We start from the raw sequence: 17,254 nt of genomic DNA, 5'->3' as shown, positions 1-17,254 counted from the left end.
CATTGGCGGAAGCAAGGCCGTGTTTTTGATGCGCCCATTCCGTCATGGTTATCGAAGTGTCAAAAAATATGCGAAGTGCTTAACGTTTTAACGGCGTGGTAACACTAACGCGCTTTAATCATCTCCATCGACGCATGGTTTTTCCGTTTCGGAAGAGGGGCCTTGCAGAGTTTGTTGAGCCGGATCGATTCCGATGCGGCGTTTGCGTCAGTGTAGATCGAGTCATGCGTATGAGTCATTCGCCTAAAATCGGAAAATCAATCGCAAAGATGTTCGCAGCGGCATTGCTGGCAAGCGTCGCAACGGGTTGCAGCTCGGATGCGACACGCTTCTCCGGACTCTTTTCCAGCAACAATACGGACCAGATGACGACCGCGTCCATTCCCCAGCGAAACGGTGCCGGTGCCTATGGCCAAGCCCCCGTTCCACAGGGGGATATGAATGGCGGCGGTTATGCAACCGCACCGCAGGGCGGTTATGGGAGCCAGAACGCAGCCACAAACCAGCCCTATCCGGCTGCCAATGGCGGTTACGGTTCGGTTCAGCCATCGGTGGCCCGCGCAGCATCGTCCGCCGCGCCGGTTCAGCGCGCTGAGCTTTCAGCCCCATCTTCAGCAGCAGGCCGTGATCCGGCTACGAGAACCGAAGCCATGGCGCAGCCATTGCCGTCTGCAACCGCAAACCGTGCGCCATCCATGGCATCGGCACGCGTACCGGCCAATAATGGCGCCGACACGCTTTCAACAGGAACCGTCAAGCGCGATAGCAACGGCTGGCATACCGAGGGAGCATCTTCCGTCACGCTCAACTCGGGTGAAACCATCGCCACGCTTTCCAGACGCTATGGCGTTCCGGAAAAGGCGCTACTCGACGCAAACGGTCTTAAGACGGCATCGGCCGCACGTCCCGGTCAGTCGATTGTCATTCCACGCTTCGGTCAGCCACGCAACGCTGCGCGCGCTGCGTCCGACAACATTGATCTGAGCAAGAACAACGCACCGGCTCCGGCTCGTGGTCCTGAGCAGAATGTTGCGGTTCTGCCGGCGCAGACGGCGGCGCGCGACAAGGCTTCGGCTGAAAGCGGCAAGCTGACACCTCCAGGCGGCAAGGGACTGCCGCCAACCGGTGGCTATAAGGTCAAGCCGGGCGACAGCATTGCCAAGATTGCCCGCGAAAACGGCGTCTCCGTTGCCGATCTGAAGGCTGCCAACAACATGGCGGACGGCAATATCCGAATTGGCCAGACACTGACCATTCCATCTGCCGGAACTGACGGCATCAAGACTGCTTCGGTCAAACCACATGAAACTGCGCCTGCAGCGGCTGCAAAGGCTGTCGAAACGCCAGTTGCCAAGACGGAAGCGCCAAAGGCGCCGGCTGCCGAAGCAAGTGTCAGCGATGTCGAGAAGAAGTCCGACGTCGCTTCGATTGCACCGGAGTCTACAGGCATTGGCAAGTACCGCTGGCCGGTTCGCGGTGCCGTCATCTCCGGCTTCGGCGAAAATGTCGATGGCAATCGTAATGACGGCATCAACATTTCCGTGCCTGAAGGTACGCCGATCAAGGCTGCCGAAAACGGTGTAGTCATCTATGCCGGCAACGGACTGAAGCAGCTCGGCAACACGGTTCTGGTTCGTCACGACGACGGCAAGGTGACGGTGTACGGCAACGCCGCAAACCTCGACGTTCAGCGCGGCCAGAAGGTCCAGCGTGGCCAGACCATCGCGACGTCGGGCATGACTGGCAGCGCCAAGCGTCCACAGGTTCACTTCGAAGTCCGCAAGGATGCAACGCCGGTGAACCCGTCCTCTTTCCTTGAATAGTGTAATGTGCGTATCAAGGTAACAGGAAAAGCCGGGTCGTGAGGCCCGGCTTTTTCATTTCGGTCAGGTTTTTATTTCGCCGGTTTCTTCATGTCGATGGACGCTCAAGTCCGACGGTTGCCTCGATGAAGTCGGCGATCCGGACAGTGTCATCGAGGTCGAAGACCGGAAGTGTGCTCTGCGGGATCAAGTGGTCGGCAGCGATTGCAATGATATGCGGATCGTGCGGCGCCAGCGGTTCTGTTTTTGCCGCGTCTGTTCGGCGGGCCTCGATTTTGGGTACGGGCTCGTATTTGTACCCTTCGATCAAAACCAGATCGCAGGGTGCAATCCGGGACAGAATTTCTTCGAAGGAAGGTTCAGGCGCGCCGCGAAGCTCATGCATGATGGCAAATCGGGTGCCGGAAACGATCGTCACCTCATGTGCGCCAGCCTGCCGATGCCGCCAGCTATCCGCGCCCACCTTGTCGATATCGAAATCATGGTGTGCGTGTTTGATAGTGGAGACCCGGTAGCCGCGCGCAGTCAGCTCAGAGACGATGCGAACGGCGAGCCCTGTCTTACCAGAGTTCTTCCAACCGGAAATACCGAATACTTTTTGACGCGTCATGCAGACAGGCTCCGAAGGAAAGTCTCAGCCTGCGCCAGTTCTTCGGGCGTATTGACGTTGAAGAACGGATCGATGGAACTCGTGGCGCTTTCGACTGGCGGGAAAGAAACGCCTATCGTGGGGTGGCGCGCCAGGAAGCTTCGGATGCGCCGGTTATTGTCGTTTGCGAGCCATTGTTCCAGATCCTCCACAAGAGCAAGGGGCCAGAGAGCAAAGACCGGATGGACCTGTCCTTTGGAGGCCGCGATGACAATGGAGTTCTCGTCAGGTAAATGATCCAAGAGCTTCGAAGCAAGATCATCTGGAAAAAACGGGCTATCTGAAGGCACCGTCAAGATGTGGCTTGCGCTGGAAGGGTGATCTCTAAAATGCTCCAAGCCAGCGAGAATACCGGCGAGGGGGCCTGCGTGACCGATCTTTGTGTCGGGCACGAGAGGCAGGTCAAAGCCTTTTCCCCATTCGCCGACGGCGTTAAGCGCCAGTGTCGAAACCTGCGGCGCAAACTTGTCGATGACGTGGTGCAGAAGTTGTTGTTCGCCTAGGGGGCAGAGAGCCTTGTTGGAGCCCATACGCCGGGAGAGACCGCCCGCCAGTATGAGGCCGGGGAAAGCGCGCACCGTGCTCGTCATGCCTCACCTCTCGGAATATGCTGTGTGTGGCGACGTTCCTGTCTGCCCGCATAAGCGCTCGTCGCAACGGCAAGCACGCCATTCACCAGCATGACGAGGAGGAGATGTGTCGTACCGGCTTCTTCCGATAGGAGGGAAGAGGCGATAACCGACAGCATTGCTCCACCACCAATTGTCAGCGCTCCGCCAAGCCCGGAGGCGGAGCCTGCCAGATGAGGTTGGACACTCACCATGCCTGCATTGGCGCTGGGCAGTGTCACGCCGTTACCGACGCCGATCAGGGCCAGCGGAATGAAGAACTCATAGTGACTGTCGAGCTCAAGATGAAGCAGAAGATATGCGATGGCGATGCCGCCAAGCGCTATCACATTGCCGGTCAGCATCATCACTGGGATACCGATTCGGCTGGCATAGCGGCCGGAGACGAAGTTGCCCAGCATGTATCCTGTCGCCATGAAGAAGAACTGCATGCCCAGCACCGCAGGCGTCAGCCCGTAGAGCACGCTGCCGACAAAAGGTGCGCCACCGAGGAACGAGAAGAACAGGCCGGAGGAGAGCGTGCAGGTTAGCGCATAACCCCAGAAACGAGTGGAGCGAAGAAGTTGCGGCCATGCTTTGAACTGCGCTGCGAAACTTGCTGACTTCTGCCGGTTGGTTTCGCCCATGTCGAAAAAGACGAGCAGCAGAACCGCAACGGCGGAGAGGCCGACAAAGGCGAAGCTTGCTTGCCAGCCAGCGAGATCATTGAGAAAGCCGCCGACGGTGGGCCCGACCATCGGAACCACCGACATTCCCATTGTGACATAACCGATCATCGAGGCGGCCTGCTCGGCCGGTACCATGTCGCGGACGATGGCCCTCGCCAGCACGAAGCCCGACGCGATCGCCGCCTGCAGAACGCGGCCGATCATGAAGACGGTGATATTCGGCGCAAAGGTACAGATGAGTGTGGCAACAATCATCAGCAGGATACTGACGAGCATCACGGGCCTGCGCCCGAAGAGATCGGAAAGCGGTCCGATCACAAGCTGGAGCACTGCCGTTGCGGCAAGATAGCCTGAGACGGCGAATTGCATCACGGTGTAGTCGGTGCCGAAATAGTTCGACATTGCCGCAAGCGACGGCAGGAAGACATTCATGCTGAGCGCTGCGACACCCGCCACGAGGACGAGCGTGATCACATGCGGTGGGGTCGAACGATCGAGGAAGCGCGCCTTGTTCATTCGATACCCACAGCCTGCTTGGCGATCGGCTCACGGTGACGCCTGCTTTCACGGTAAAATGTGTAGAGCCCGGAGGCGACGATGATGGCTGTGCCGGACAGCGTCCAGACGTCCAGATGCTCACCGAAGAAGAAAAGACCGATGGAGAAGGCCCAGATCATGCTGGTGTAACGGAAAGGTGCAACGAACGAGATATCGCCGCTGCGCATTGCAGTAATCACCGCCTGATAACCGATGACGACCAGAAAAGCGGCTGCGATAAGGTGCGACCAGACGTAGGCGTTCATCGGCTGCCATCCACCGAAGGGCATGATCAGTGCGGCCCCAAATAACGTGTTCACGACAGTCGTCGTCATCGTCACGGCCATGGATGGAACATCGGTATACATGCGCCGGGTCAAAAGGTCGCGTCCGGCGGTCACGAACATCGCAGCCACCACAAGCAGTGCGCCCGAGGTGAAGCCCTCTGGACCAGGCCTCAGAATAACCAGAACACCAAGGAAGCCGACGAGGATGGCGGTCCAGCGCCGCCAGCCCACAGGCTCTTTCAAGAAAAGCGCTGCACCAAGCGTCACAGCGAGAGGAAGCGACTGCATGATAGCCGCCACATTGGCAAACTCCATCAAGCTGAGTGCCTTGAGATAAAGAATGGAGGCCGCAACCTCGCAAAGACAACGCAGCAGAATGATGGGCCGTAGCATGGTTTTCAGAGGGCGCAGCGCCCCCATGTGGCGCGCGATTACGTATACTAGCACGCAGGTCATCACGCCACGAACGAAGAGGATCTGTCCGGTATTGATGTAGGGCGTGACGGACTTGGTGAAAGCGTCGTTGATCGTGAAGCTTGCCATCGCCAGAGCCATGAGCAGCGCTCCGCGCGTATTGTCCGTCAATGCCATGATGTGATCCCAAGAACGACGTTGCGATGCTTTCTTCCGCAGCAGCAGCGCGAGTCCGTTCACTCCTCCAGTTTCAGAGTCGTGACATGGCGGGCGGTCGAATTCAATCCATTTAATGTAAGGGTATCAAATAATAAGCGAGCACTTCATTTTGCGCTCTTGGACGCACGAAGGATCATCGTTCTTCGGCGGCTCCTCGCGTCATGCTGTGCCAAGATCGGTTCCGATTCTGGGCCCGACGCTAGAGTGGAGACATCAGCCGCCGGTAACGCTCATGTGGCGAGCGACAGCGGGACGCTTGCGATCCCGGTCGATGATGAAGTCGTGGCCCTTGGGTTTACGGAGAATGGCGTCGTCGATTGCCTGTGACAAAAGCACGTCGCCATCTGAGGCGCGTAGCGGCGCTCTCAGATCCGCCGCATCGTCTTGGCCAAGGCACATATAGAGTGTGCCGGTGCAGGTAATGCGCACTCGATTGCAGCTCTCGCAGAAATTGTGTGTCATCGGCGTGATGAAGCCAAGACGTCCACCGGTTTCCCTGACCTCGACATAACGGGCTGGGCCGCCGGTCTTGTAAGGAATATCGGTAAGTGTGAACCGTTCTTCGAGCGATGCGCGAACTTGCGAAAGCGGCAGGTAACGATCCGTGCGGTCTTCTTCGATCTCGCCCATCGGCATGGTTTCAATGACCGTGAGATCCATGCCACGCGCGTGGGCAAAACGCATGAGTTCGGGAATTTCGTGCTCGTTGAAGTCTTTCAGCGCCACTGCATTGAGCTTGATCTTGATGCCTGACGCGAGAGCCGCGTCAATGCCGGCCATCACCTTGGAGAGATCACCCCAACGGGTGATCTGTCGGAACTTCTCCGCATCGAGCGTATCCAGCGACACGTTGATCCGGCGCACGCCGCAATCATAAAGCTCGGCGGCATGGGCACCAAGTTGCGAGCCATTGCTGGTCAGCGTCAGCTCTTCCAGTCGGCCGGTTTCAAGATGGCGACCGAGATTGCGGATGAGATGCATGATGTTCTTGCGCACTAGGGGTTCACCGCCTGTCAGGCGCAGCTTGCGCACGCCCTTGGCGATGAAGGCGGAACAGAGCCGGTCGAGTTCTTCGAGCGTCAGCAGATCCTTCTTCGGCAGGAAGGTCATGTGCTCCGACATGCAATAGGTACAGCGGAAATCACACCGGTCCGTGACCGAAACACGCAGGTACGTTACGGCCCGGCCGAAGGGGTCGATCATGGGAGCCCTGACTTCAGAGAGCGGACTTGCCGTTGTGGGAAAACCGGTGACGCTGTTCATGTCCAGAGTCTGGGGATGCGACTGGCTAACGTCAAGTCGAAACTCCGTATTTGCGTTTCGAGTGGCTATTCTTGTGTCACAATCCATCGCTATCGATCAGGGCAAAGCATTTCATTCACATTAGAGACCTCCAATGCAGCTTTCATAGCTTGGCGACCGCATTTGTATCCTTGGTCCTTCAAACAGCGGAAAATCCACGCTTGCAGATGCGATCTCGCGTCAATGTGGTCTTCCCGCGTTCCATCTCAATCAGTATTATCATCTTCCAAATACGGACTGGATGCAACGTCCGTTTGATTAGTTTCGTTATCTTCATGATAAAGCCATCCTGGGAGATCAATGGGTCATGGGTGGCAACTACCCCAAGCTCACGCCGCAGCGCTTCGCGCGTGCGACCGGCCTGACCGTTCTCGAGGTTTCGACGCTGGTTAGCCTTACGCGGTATGTTCGCCGGTCTCTCTTCGAGGCTGATCGGCAGGGCGCGCTGGAAGGCGGCCGCGATAGCGTCAAATGGAACATGATCCGCGACATCGTCATCACTACTCCCAGCGATCGGCGTCGCTACGCCGAGCTTTTCGAGCAATCGACGCTACCCAAAATTAGGTTGGCGTCGCTCTTTGCAGTCAATCAAGCCTACAAAGATTGGGCGCTACTGAGGTGATGGAAGTACCTCAAAAAAAACCTTCTGGCCTCGATAGTGCTGCGGCTTGGATTGCGGGGCCGGTGACCGGCCCCGATCTCAGGTTAAATCAAAACAAGCTTCGCTCATCGCTCCTTAGATCACCTTCAATCTGGTGCGGCCCGTAGAGATTGTTGCGAACCTGTCTCCGCCATGACCGCGCAAGACCTTCAGGGTTCGTCTGGATTTCCGCGACCGCAATGGCAGGTTGACCATCCATGGGGCATTGAACCGCCCATTGCCCGTCCGGCGAAGCGATACCGGAGGGAGCCCCGGGACTCTGAGGCGCGAGCGTAGAGAAGCTGATCCAGTAGCTGTTGCTCGCAGCATGGCCGAGCGCCTCTGCCGCGAAGGCGGGAGCTCCCGACGGTGCTCCTCCTGCGGTGGAGAACAGGACACAGTCGACCCCAAGCGTTTCGTACTCAACGAAGATTTCCGGGTAGTGCACCTCCATGCCCAGCGCGCACCCGATGCGCACGCCATCGACCTCAAACGTCACGGGGTTCCTGCCGGGTGAATACATGAAGGAGATTTTCGTGTTCGAGAGAAGGCGCTCGTCATAGCGCGTCACCAACTCTCCACGATCGGAAAGGACATATAGGCTGTTGTGTGGTCGGTGCGGCGAAGTCAGGCGATGAACAGACCCGAACACGATCCAAAGCTTGAGTGCGCCGGCCAGTCTCCTGGTTTCCTCCAGTTCCTCGCGCAGCACGTCCCATTGGAAGCGTGTCCAATCGGAAGGCCCGATGGAGCGCGGCCCCGTTTCGGACATGATGCGCTTGCCGGGCCAGCAGGTAGTGCCCTCCGGAAAATGGAGCAGGCGAGACCTTGCTTGATGGGCATCACGCATGAGGCGACGCATTTCCGCTCCACTGGCGCGAAGTACCGAAACATCGCGAGGATCGTCAAAGAGAGACGTTTGAGCCACAGCCAACCGCAACGACCGGAGTGCGGAACGGTCTGGCTGCTGGCGGATATTATGAAGTGCGGCAGTGTAGGATTCGCCGGTTTTGGCGGCACGGGCACGCACGCGGCGTTTGAGATTTCCATTCTGGGTCATGATCTAGCCTTTCACGTCCCGGACAGGGTTCCCCAGCAACCATCCGGCACGATCGGACCAAGATGAGCGACCCGAGACGAAAGTCCCTCTGCCTCGGTTGAAGACCATGCTGGGGAAGGTCTGAGAGGTTGGGCGCAGGCCACGCCGAGATCAAGATGTCCAGTGACCCTCGATTCGTCAAGCTGTCTCAAGGGTCCGGCAGAAAATGGAGTTGAGCACTTCCGGCTGCTCGATCGGCACATAATGCCCGCACTCGGGTGCTACATACACAAGACCATTTCGAGCCATGATAGCTTGCTTCTGGCTGATCTCAATCCCTGGTGCAGTGTCCTCTCGATCGTCTCCGGCGAAGCTACGCGGGAAAGCAAAGGACTCCAGGATTTCTGCCATGCGAATTCCAGCCCTTCCTCGTTCAGCATCTTGAGAACGGAAGAATGATAGGCAAGGTCTCGCCTTCGCCACGCCTTGGTTCCTATGAGGATAAGGGCTCGGACCCGCTCAGGCGCCAAAGCGGTAACCTAAAGTGCACATGATCCAACGACTGAGCAACCAACAACGACGAGCCGTTTGGCCGTTGTGAGCGACAGTGCGTTTTCTGCCCATGATCCGATATTGTCTCCAAAGTCATATAGCGTTGGAGCATGGGTCGCTCCGGGGAGTAGGTCCATTTGCTTGGTCCACGTTGTCCCGTCCAAGGGCAGCGCTTGTAACAGCAGCAGTTCCATTCCAATGCCTATCTTGGCCCCACCATGGCCGTAAAAAATTGTGGCACATTGTGAGCAGGAGTGTGAGTAGGTTTTGCAATCTTCTCGAACTATAGGCCTGCAAGCAAGATCGCGTGGACCTGCACTTCAAACCGATGGCCTCGCGCGATAGCCATTGTTGCCACAGGCTGCTATGACGAACCAACGGTCGGTTAACGTGCCGGGCGTCAAATCTTCACACCTCGATAGAACGATCAGAAATCATGAGCAGCAGCGACAATCAAGCATGGCCCACCGAATTGCGGGTTTCCAAAGATCGCAAACACCTGACTGTGGTGTTCGATAATGGTGTCTCTAACACGCTCCCCGCCGAGATGCTGCGCGTTCTATCCCCTTCGGCGGAAGTTCAGGGACATGGTCCCCGGCAGAAAGTCACGGTGCCGGGCAAGCGCGATGTCGCGATCCGCAACGTGGTCGCTACGGGCAACTATGCCGTGCGCATCGCATTCGATGACGGGCATGACAGCGGCATTTTTACCTGGCGCTATCTCCAGGAGTTGGGCGAAAAAGGAGACGCACTGTTCCAGGCTTACGAACAGGAACTGGCGGAAAAGGGCTTGAGCAGGGAGCCGCGGTTCCGTTAGGGAAGTTGCATATGATTTCAACTTAGAGGTGACACTTGGCCGTCGAGGGAAATGCGAATGATCTGGCCCAAGTGGTCGTCCTGCTCGCCGCCGGTGTGGTGGCGGCCCCCATTTTCAAGCGCATCGGTCTCGGCTCGGTTCTTGGGTATCTCGCAGCGGGCCTCGTTATCGGTCCTTTCGGACTAGGCGCATTTTCCGATCCGCAGGCCATCATACATATCGCCGAACTCGGCGTGGTCATGTTCCTCTTCATCATCGGTCTCGAGATGCAGCCATCAAGGCTGTGGTCCATGCGAAAAGACATTTTTGGTCTAGGCGCCCTTCAGGTCATAATCTGTATCGGCGGTCTGACGATGATCGGCGTGGTTTTCGGATATCCGGTCATTTTCTCCTTTGTAGCGGGAACTGGATTTGTACTCACATCGACGGCCATCGTCATGCAGATGCTGCAGGAGCGCGGCAGCCTTTCCACGCTGAAGGGGCAACGGATCATCGCCATTTTGCTCTTCGAGGATCTGGCAATCGTGCCGCTATTGGTTCTCGTGACGTTTCTGGGCTCAGGCGGCGAAGAAGTCGCGATGAGTGAGCGGCTCCTGTCTTTCGGCATCGCGCTAGCTGCGACCGTTGCTCTGGTTTTCGCCGGACGCTATCTGCTCAATCCTCTTTTTCGTCTATTGGCCGCTTCCGGTGCGCGTGAGGTAATGACGGCTGCGGCGCTGCTCGTCGTGCTTGGATCAGCGCTTCTCATGCAGGTCAGCGGGCTTTCCATGGCGATGGGAGCGTTTCTTGCTGGCGTTCTTCTCTCGGAATCGGCTTTCCGTCACCAGTTGGAAGCCGATATCGAGCCATTCCGTGGCATTCTGCTTGGCCTGTTCTTTCTCGGTGTGGGCATGGCGATCGATCTTTCGGTCATTGCGACGAACTGGAAGATCGTTGTCGTTGGCGTCTTCGCGTACATGCTCGTCAAAGCTCTGTTGATTTACAGCGTCGCGAGGGTTGTGGGCACCTGCCGGCGTGAAGCCATCGAGCGTGCAGCGCTGATGGCGCAGGGCGGTGAATTTGCGTTCGTTCTTTATTCCGCCGCAGCGACAGCCGGTATTCTGAACGCAGAAGCAAACGCGGTGCTAACTGCGATGATCATCATTTCGATGATACTGACGCCGTTGATGGTGATCGTCCACGATCGTGTCATGCCGGCTGCAAAGCCCAATACGGACGGCCTTGAGCTTCCTGAAAATGTCGAAGGCAGTATTCTCATCATCGGCTTCGGCCGGTTTGGCCAGATCGTCAGCCAGCCGCTTTTGGCACGTGGCTACATGTTGTCGTTGATCGACAAGGATGCGGACTTCGTCCGCGATGCGGCTGATTTTGGTTTCAAAGTCTATTATGGCGATGGTGCGCGCTCGGAAATCCTCCATGCAGCAGGAGCAGCGACGGCGCGTGCCGTTTTGATCTGCGTCGATGACAAAGAGGCGGCGGTTCGTATCGCGGAGATCGTCAAGCATGAGTTTCCGCTGGTGCCGGTGCTGGCGCGCGCTTTCGATCGCGGTCATGCCATCGACCTCGTCAAAGCAGGCGTCGATTATCAAATCCGCGAGACCTACGAATCGGCACTCGATTTCAGTGAGAAGGTTTTGGCCTCCGTCGGCGAGAGGCAGGAGATTGCGGAAAGTCTGGTCGAAGAGTTTCGCGATGTCGACGCGGAGCGTTTCGCCATGGAAGTTGTCGGCGGCATTTACGCGGGTCGCTCGCTCGTGCGCGGCAATGCGTCACCTGCCGATCTCGTAGCGGCAAGGACGGCGCGTGAGCGCGCTGAACGTGAAGCGCGCGAAGAAGCAGAGCAAAATGGCTGACTTCAGTCGAAAAATGGCGTTGCTTAACATGGTCGTCGCGAAAGTTTGCCGCAGTTCAGACGCCGACATGCTATCGAACACAGCAGGATGGGGAGCGCCGCGAGAGATCGCAGAGCGCTCTGAAAAGGAGTAAGAAAAAATGGGAGTTATTCGCTCGGTCGAGGAACTGAAGGCCATCTATGACGGCTGTTCCGAGGCATCTTTGATCAAGGTGACGTCGCATCTCACCCCCGAATATCGCCAGATGATCGAAGCAGCGCCGTTTTTGGCGCTTGCGACGGTTGGACCGGAGGGAATGGACTGCTCCCCACGTGGAGACAAGGGTGGCGTCGTTCGGGTTCAGGATGACAAGACCGTTCTACTTCCGGACTGGCGGGGCAATAATCGAGTGGATTCGCTGATGAATATCGTACGTGACCCGAGAGTTGCGCTGATGTTCCTCGTGCCTGGTTCCACCACGACCATGCGCATCAATGGAAGCGCCGTTGTCTCGGCAGAGCCCGCTCTCCTCGAAAGCTTTACGATGGATGGAAAACATCCACGCACCGTTACGGTGGTGACGATCAATGAAGTCTACTTTCAATGCGCCCGCGCCCTGATCCGTTCAGAGCTCTGGCATCCGCAAAACTTCATCGATCCGGCGTCGCTTCCGACGCCAGGTGCATTGCTCAAGGCAGCCAAGACGGATTTCGATCAGGACAGCTACGATAAGGAATGGCCGGAAAGGGCTGCAAAAACAATGTGGTAGGACGTCCGGATCACGCAGATCAGGTCCGGTAGATCAGCCAGCCTTTACCGGTGTAATTCTTCTGCATGCCTTCTTCGAACAGGATCGTGCGGTTGCGGCCGCTGCTTTTCGCATTATAAAGCGCAACATCGGAATTCGTGTAAAGATCGACCGGGTTTTGGGCCTGTGTTGCTATTGCATAGCCGATTGAAATAGTGATCTGACCGTAATCGATACCAGTCTTCGAGTTTCTGAACGGGGTTTTTTCAAGCGCCACTCGGATACGCTCGCACATTTCCCTGACTTCATCGGCATTCATCTTCTCAGCTATGATCGCAAATTCCTCGCCGCCTGTGCGTGCAACGAAGAGTTCGCTTCGAACGGACTTGCGAATGACGGAGGCGACGCTTGCGAGGATTTTATCGCCGACGGGATGACCATAGGTGTCGTTGATGCGCTTGAAGTTGTCCACGTCCAGCAGCACAAGGGAGGAAAGGTGAAGACCGATGCTCGTATCATACACACCCGCAAGCTTCTCATCGAAGGCTCTGCGATTGGAGAGGCGGGTCAGAGAATCTGTATTGGCGATGCGCTTGTATTCGTCCAGTTCGAGACGGACCTGCTGCATCTCTTCAGCATGCCGATTCAAGTCCTTGGAACGTGTCTCTCCTTGGGAAATCTTGTTGCCCGTGGCTTCTGCAAGAATGGATATCGCTGCGCTGACGATAGAGGTGCTCGTCGCGCTTTTTACCGAGATGCGTTCACGGGTTTCGTCCAGAACACGGTTATATTTTTCCAGGCTCGATTGTTCCTGTTTCAGGACCGTCAGCAAAGCTTCCAGTTCTAGATGAAGCCTCTCGTGGACGTTCTCGATAATCCTGCTGTGGCCTTGGTTGAAAAAGCGAGCACCAAGTTCATCCAGCTCTTCCTGAGTTACCGTACTGCCAAATCGAAGCAGTTCTTTCGAAAGCGCAGGGTTTGAGCCGATAAACGCCTCGTAGAAAAGGTTGTAGTTACGCGGAATTGGTGCAACGCCCATGTTGCGCATGGCAAGAAGAATCTGACTGGCAACATCAGCGCCGGGCATGGTCAGTGTCGATCCCGTACTCATCAGGCGTCCCCATGTAATCTTGTTGTAACCGGCGCATCCTCAACGACAGTTCTCCCAAACTTACCGTTGATGCTGCATTGACAGGCCGGCCCGTTCTCAAGTTCAGCCTCTTGCGGGAGTCGCTGGAGAACATAGTATTGCTTTATAAGCTCACCAAGATTTTATCTACGAAAATTATTGTCTGTAAACAGGCATTTCGTTGGGCAGTAGACAGCACGAGTAGGTCAGACAACGGGACATGCCCGTTGTCTGACCATAGTCGTTATTTGGGGCCGATCATGTTCTCGGGACGAACATACTGATCGAACTCCTCGTTCGTAAGATATCCACCGCCGACAGCCTCTTCACGCAACGTCGTGCCGTTCTTGTGAGCAGTCTTGGCGATCTTGGCGCACGCGTCGTAGCCGAGTTTGGTGTTGAGTGCTGTGACCAGCATCAGCGAGTTTTCCACGCCCTTGCGAATGTTGTCTTCGCGCGCTTCGATGCCCACAACGCAATTGTCGGTGAAAGACACCGCTGCATCGCCCAGGAGCTGAACGGACTGCAGGAAGTTGTAGGCCATCATCGGATTATAGACGTTGAGCTCGAAATGGCCCTGCGATCCAGCAAAGGTAATGGCAGCCTGGTTTCCGAAGACGTGAGCACAAACCTGCGTCAGCGCTTCGGACTGGGTGGGGTTGACCTTGCCCGGCATAATCGATGAACCCGGTTCGTTCTCCGGCAGCGACAGTTCGCCAAGACCTGCGCGCGGGCCGGAACCAAGGAAGCGGATATCGTTGGCGATCTTGAAGAGTGCCGCAGCCGCAGCGGCGATCGCGCCGTGCGAGAAGACCATTGCATCATGCGCGGCGAGTGCCTCGAACTTGTTCGGTGCGGTGACGAAGGGCAGGCCTGTAATGGCCGCAATTTCCTCGGCAACTTTCTCCGCGAAGCCGATGGGTGCGTTCAGCCCGGTGCCGACGGCGGTGCCACCCTGGGCGAGTTCGCAAAGGCCCGGCAGCGTCAATTCGATGCGCTTGATCGACGAGGCGACCTGCGCTGCGTAGCCGGAAAACTCCTGACCAAGCGTCAACGGCGTCGCGTCCTGTGTGTGGGTGCGCCCGATCTTGATGATGTGGGCGAAATCCTTCGCCTTCTTGTCGAGAGCAGCATGAAGATGCTTCAGTCCGGGCAGGAGATGATGGACGATTTGTTCGGCGCATGCGATGTGCATGGCCGTCGGATAGGTATCGTTGGACGACTGGCTCATGTTGACATGATCGTTGGGATGAACGGGCTTCTTGGAACCCATCACGCCGCCGAGCATCTCGATTGCGCGGTTGGAGATCACCTCATTGGCATTCATATTGGACTGCGTGCCCGAGCCCGTCTGCCAGACGACGAGCGGGAAGTGCTCGTTCAGCTTGCCATCGATGACTTCCTGAGCGGCGTTGATGATAGTGTCGCCGAGCTTCGCATCCAGACCGCCCAGCGCCATGTTGGCGCGCGCTGCGGCCTGTTTGACGATGCCAAGGGCACGGATGACGGATGTGGGCTGCTTTTCCCAGCCGATCTTGAAATTGCCGAGCGACCGCTGGGCCTGCGCGCCCCAATAGCGATCGCTGGCGACTTCGATCGGCCCAAATGTATCGGTTTCGGTGCGTGTGGCTGTCATCGGTCCTGCCTCTCCATTGTGTTCCTTCAGCAGGACGCTATCTCCGCTCGCCCTGCGCGCGCAGACATATAGAGCTATCCCGCAAGCGTGGAAAGCCTCAGTCGCAGCGGGGCGTCAGATTTCGTCGCAGATTCGAAAGTCGATCGGCGTGACTTTTGGGTGACGTTTTTGAAGCGGTCACTCTCACCATTGAGACCCCATGCCTCACGAAAAAACATCTTGCTGCAATGCTGCGAAATTAAAGAGAAATTTAACTATTCCTGCCAAAAATTAAGGAGATTGCCGGAGATTTTTTTGACGAACGGCAGAACGATTCTGGCACGAGATCGGACTTTGCGCGTTTTCTTTCCAAGCGAAGCTCAATCCGCTAGACAGACAATGGTTTATTCGCGCTTCGATGGATGCGGGCGCTGGACGCAATGAGGAACAAATTGCAGATCACTTCAGGAAAAAAATCGGCGGCGTTCATACTGGCTCTCGGTGTTTCCGTCTCTGCGGGCATTCCCGCTCCCGCCAGCGCAATCACTCTCATGGATCTGCTTCGCGGCGGACCTGGTAAAGTGGAGCGCGAACGTCAGGACCGCGGTCTTCCTGGCGTCGCGCAGCAAAGCGCGCCCGCCGGGCGCGATATGGATCCTGAGCCTGCACCGCGTATCTCCGGTCCGCGCTATTACACGTATAAGGCCGACGGCACGCTTGCGGTCGACACCTCCAAATTCGGACCTGATTACGCAGGCGTAAAGCTGTCGGCGACACCGGAAATCGCAAAGGCCTTGGAGGCCTATTATGCAGGCGGCGCGAAGCCGATCTGGGTGTCCAATGGGGATATCAACGAGCGGGCTTCTGCCGTGCTCGCTTTCTTTGAAACCGTAGGCGAAAGTGGTCTGGATCCAGCGGATTACGGCATCTCCGCGCCATCTTCCGACGTGACCGCCAGCATCGGCGACGAGCCACAGGCAGCCGTGCAGACGGTTAGCGTTGCCGAAACCGAAACAAAGCCAGTCAACCGTTCGATGATGCAGTTCGAGCTGGCACTTTCGGCGAAGGTTCTCGGCTATGTTCAGGACACCACAAGGGGCAGGGTCGATCCGAACAAGCTGTCCGGCTACCATGATTTTAAGCGCAAGGCCGTCAATCTGGCGCCGGTTTTGAAGCTTGCTGCTTTGAGCCCGGACGTGACGGCCTATTTGCGGTCTCGCGAACCGTCCAACCCGGAATACAAAGCCCTGAAGGCTGAGCTGGTAAAGCTTCTTGATGAAGACAAGTCTGGTGAGGGCAAGATCGCCGTTCCTGCCGATCTGGTTCTGAAACCTGGCGAGGATAATCCCGAAGTGGCGAATGTGGTGAAAGCCATTCAGCATCGCTCTTCCGAGGCGTTGAAGAGCGAGCATGCTGCCGCACTTTCCGCCTCGCAGCAGTCCACACAATACACGCCGGAACTGGTGGAGCTGGTCAAGGCATTCCAGAGTGAAAACGGTCTTAAGGCCGACGGTGTGATCGGCCGCGCAACTGTTAGGGCGATGACCGGCGACAGCAACGAGGCCAAGATCGCCAAGCTTCAAGTGGCGATGGAGCAGGTCCGCTGGCTGCCTGCCGATCTTGGTGACCGCTATGTGCTCATCAACCAGCCCGCCTTCATGGCTTACTACCATGATCAGGGCAAAGAGCAGTTCGGTATGAAGGTGGTCATCGGGTCAAAGACCAACCAAACTTACTTCTTCCAGGATGAAATCCAGACTGTAGAATTCAACCCCTATTGGGGCGTTCCACAGTCGATCATCGTCAACGAAATGCTGCCGAAACTTCGCAACGATCCGTCCTATCTCGATCGTCTTGGTTATGAAGTTACGGTCAATGGCCGTGCCGTGTCATCGTCAAGCGTCAACTGGTATGGCTCGACCAAGGCAATCTCGGTTCGTCAGCCACCCAGCAGCGACAATGCGCTGGGCGATCTCAAGATCCTCTTCCCCAATAGCCATGCCATCTACATGCATGACACGCCATCGAAGAGCTTCTTCAATCGCGATATGCGCGCTCTGAGCCATGGCTGTATCCGCCTTGTTGACCCACGTCGCATGGCGGCAGCGGTTCTCGGCACGACGATCGACAACGTCAGCAAGCAGATTGCTGGTGGCGAAAACCGTGCCGTGTCGGTGCCTGTCAAAATTCCGGTCTATGTCGCCTATTTTACCGCATGGCCCGACAAGGATGGCAAGGTGCAGTATTTCGACGACGTTTACGATCGTGACAGCTACGTGATGAAGGCGTTCGCCATCACCACAAAGGCACGTTCAACCTCCATCTAAGGCGGTCACACATCTAGCAAAAGCGCC

15 protein-coding genes are annotated in these 17,254 nt (G+C 56.9%); 6 read left to right on the top strand and 9 right to left on the bottom strand.

All coding sequences use genetic code 11. The features are described 5' to 3' along the window. Window positions 1–269 precede the first annotated feature (269 nt). Window positions 270–1,823, top strand: a complete 1,554-nt coding sequence (locus tag QZ869_RS17930; RefSeq protein ID WP_296106600.1) for a peptidoglycan DD-metalloendopeptidase family protein — start codon at window positions 270–272, stop codon at window positions 1,821–1,823. An 88-nt stretch (window positions 1,824–1,911) separates the two neighbouring features. Here the strand turns inward: QZ869_RS17930 and mobB are convergent, their stop codons facing one another. The 5 genes from mobB to moaA all read right to left on the bottom strand — a co-directional run bounded on the left by mobB (window position 1,912) and on the right by moaA (window position 6,489). Continuing rightward, entirely contained in the window at window positions 1,912–2,433 is a 522-nt protein-coding gene (gene mobB / locus QZ869_RS17925) for a molybdopterin-guanine dinucleotide biosynthesis protein B (RefSeq protein WP_296085485.1), read from the bottom strand. Continuing rightward, window positions 2,430–3,062, bottom strand: coding sequence for a molybdenum cofactor guanylyltransferase MobA (gene mobA, locus QZ869_RS17920; RefSeq protein ID WP_296106324.1), 633 nt, complete (start codon window positions 3,060–3,062; stop codon window positions 2,430–2,432). The genes mobB and mobA overlap by 4 nt, the downstream gene beginning before the upstream one ends. Further along, complete coding sequence (locus tag QZ869_RS17915; RefSeq protein WP_296106322.1) at window positions 3,059–4,285, bottom strand: multidrug effflux MFS transporter; 1,227 nt, start codon at window positions 4,283–4,285, stop codon at window positions 3,059–3,061. The genes mobA and QZ869_RS17915 overlap by 4 nt, the downstream gene beginning before the upstream one ends. Continuing rightward, entirely contained in the window at window positions 4,282–5,184 is a 903-nt protein-coding gene (locus tag QZ869_RS17910; RefSeq protein WP_296106319.1) for a DMT family transporter, read from the bottom strand. Before QZ869_RS17910 ends, QZ869_RS17915 begins: the two co-directional genes overlap by 4 nt. Before the next feature lie 255 nt (window positions 5,185–5,439). Beyond that, window positions 5,440–6,489, bottom strand: a complete 1,050-nt coding sequence (gene moaA, locus QZ869_RS17905) for a GTP 3',8-cyclase MoaA (protein ID WP_296106317.1) — start codon at window positions 6,487–6,489, stop codon at window positions 5,440–5,442. A 346-nt stretch (window positions 6,490–6,835) separates the two neighbouring features. On the opposite strand from moaA, the gene QZ869_RS21810 reads away from it, so the two are divergent. Then, window positions 6,836–7,150 carry a hypothetical protein gene (locus QZ869_RS21810; RefSeq protein WP_367115338.1) on the top strand — a complete coding sequence of 105 codons (315 nt, stop codon included), beginning with the start codon at window positions 6,836–6,838 and terminating at the stop codon, window positions 7,148–7,150. 88 nt (window positions 7,151–7,238) lie between these two features. On the opposite strand, the gene QZ869_RS17895 is transcribed toward QZ869_RS21810, so the two are convergent. Together QZ869_RS17895 and QZ869_RS17890 are read right to left on the bottom strand one after the other, a co-directional pair. Next, on the bottom strand, window positions 7,239–8,228 hold the full coding sequence (locus QZ869_RS17895; protein ID WP_296106315.1) for a carbon-nitrogen hydrolase family protein: 990 nt from the start codon (window positions 8,226–8,228) through the stop codon (window positions 7,239–7,241). Window positions 8,229–8,405: 177 nt separating this feature from the next. After that, on the bottom strand, window positions 8,406–8,618 hold the full coding sequence (locus tag QZ869_RS17890) for a hypothetical protein (RefSeq protein ID WP_296106313.1): 213 nt from the start codon (window positions 8,616–8,618) through the stop codon (window positions 8,406–8,408). A gap of 577 nt (window positions 8,619–9,195) precedes the next feature. On the opposite strand from QZ869_RS17890, the gene QZ869_RS17885 reads away from it, so the two are divergent. From QZ869_RS17885 to QZ869_RS17875, 3 genes are all read left to right on the top strand, one after another. Next, the gene (locus QZ869_RS17885; protein ID WP_296106312.1) at window positions 9,196–9,576 is read left to right on the top strand and encodes a DUF971 domain-containing protein; all 381 of its coding nucleotides are present in this window, start codon (window positions 9,196–9,198) and stop codon (window positions 9,574–9,576) included. A 35-nt stretch (window positions 9,577–9,611) separates the two neighbouring features. Further along, window positions 9,612–11,429 (top strand): monovalent cation:proton antiporter-2 (CPA2) family protein, encoded by a 1,818-nt coding sequence (locus tag QZ869_RS17880; RefSeq protein WP_296021967.1) that lies wholly within the window; start codon window positions 9,612–9,614, stop codon window positions 11,427–11,429. 139 nt (window positions 11,430–11,568) lie between these two features. Further along, window positions 11,569–12,177, top strand: a complete 609-nt coding sequence (locus tag QZ869_RS17875; protein ID WP_296021970.1) for a pyridoxamine 5'-phosphate oxidase family protein — start codon at window positions 11,569–11,571, stop codon at window positions 12,175–12,177. 19 nt (window positions 12,178–12,196) lie between these two features. Here the strand turns inward: QZ869_RS17875 and QZ869_RS17870 are convergent, their stop codons facing one another. Next, window positions 12,197–13,267, bottom strand: a complete 1,071-nt coding sequence (locus tag QZ869_RS17870) for a GGDEF domain-containing protein (RefSeq protein ID WP_296021971.1) — start codon at window positions 13,265–13,267, stop codon at window positions 12,197–12,199. A gap of 262 nt (window positions 13,268–13,529) precedes the next feature. Further along, window positions 13,530–14,921: a class II fumarate hydratase gene (gene fumC, locus QZ869_RS17865; protein WP_296041536.1), complete on the bottom strand. Its 1,392-nt coding sequence runs from the start codon at window positions 14,919–14,921 to the stop codon at window positions 13,530–13,532. Between the two features lie 437 nt (window positions 14,922–15,358). Between fumC and QZ869_RS17860 the strand changes: the two genes are divergently transcribed. Next, entirely contained in the window at window positions 15,359–17,227 is a 1,869-nt protein-coding gene (locus QZ869_RS17860; protein WP_296106598.1) for a murein L,D-transpeptidase, read from the top strand. The last annotated feature ends 27 nt before the right edge of the window (window positions 17,228–17,254 follow it).

Source organism: uncultured Agrobacterium sp. (genome assembly GCF_913777885.1).
In the GTDB taxonomy this organism is placed as follows: Bacteria; Pseudomonadota; Alphaproteobacteria; order Rhizobiales; family Rhizobiaceae; genus Agrobacterium.
Note: the sequence above shows the minus strand (reverse complement) of the source record. Positions and strands in the feature narration are given on the sequence as shown.

What these genes read in the sequence shown, in the direction of transcription:
- QZ869_RS17915 (WP_296106322.1), bottom strand. Translation starts at nt 4,285, where the DNA reads ATGAACAAGGCGCGCTTCCTCGATCGTTCGACCCCACCGCATGTGATC.
- fumC (WP_296041536.1), bottom strand. Translation starts at nt 14,921, where the DNA reads ATGACAGCCACACGCACCGAAACCGATACATTTGGGCCGATCGAAGTC.
- QZ869_RS17890 (WP_296106313.1), bottom strand. Translation starts at nt 8,618, where the DNA reads ATGGCAGAAATCCTGGAGTCCTTTGCTTTCCCGCGTAGCTTCGCCGGA.
- QZ869_RS17910 (WP_296106319.1), bottom strand. Translation starts at nt 5,184, where the DNA reads ATGGCATTGACGGACAATACGCGCGGAGCGCTGCTCATGGCTCTGGCG.
- QZ869_RS17895 (WP_296106315.1), bottom strand. Translation starts at nt 8,228, where the DNA reads ATGACCCAGAATGGAAATCTCAAACGCCGCGTGCGTGCCCGTGCCGCC.
- QZ869_RS17930 (WP_296106600.1), top strand. Translation starts at nt 270, where the DNA reads ATGTTCGCAGCGGCATTGCTGGCAAGCGTCGCAACGGGTTGCAGCTCG.
- QZ869_RS21810 (WP_367115338.1), top strand. Translation starts at nt 6,836, where the DNA reads ATGGGTGGCAACTACCCCAAGCTCACGCCGCAGCGCTTCGCGCGTGCG.
- QZ869_RS17875 (WP_296021970.1), top strand. Translation starts at nt 11,569, where the DNA reads ATGGGAGTTATTCGCTCGGTCGAGGAACTGAAGGCCATCTATGACGGC.
- QZ869_RS17870 (WP_296021971.1), bottom strand. Translation starts at nt 13,267, where the DNA reads ATGAGTACGGGATCGACACTGACCATGCCCGGCGCTGATGTTGCCAGT.
- QZ869_RS17885 (WP_296106312.1), top strand. Translation starts at nt 9,196, where the DNA reads ATGAGCAGCAGCGACAATCAAGCATGGCCCACCGAATTGCGGGTTTCC.
- mobA (WP_296106324.1), bottom strand. Translation starts at nt 3,062, where the DNA reads ATGACGAGCACGGTGCGCGCTTTCCCCGGCCTCATACTGGCGGGCGGT.
- moaA (WP_296106317.1), bottom strand. Translation starts at nt 6,489, where the DNA reads ATGAACAGCGTCACCGGTTTTCCCACAACGGCAAGTCCGCTCTCTGAA.
- mobB (WP_296085485.1), bottom strand. Translation starts at nt 2,433, where the DNA reads ATGACGCGTCAAAAAGTATTCGGTATTTCCGGTTGGAAGAACTCTGGT.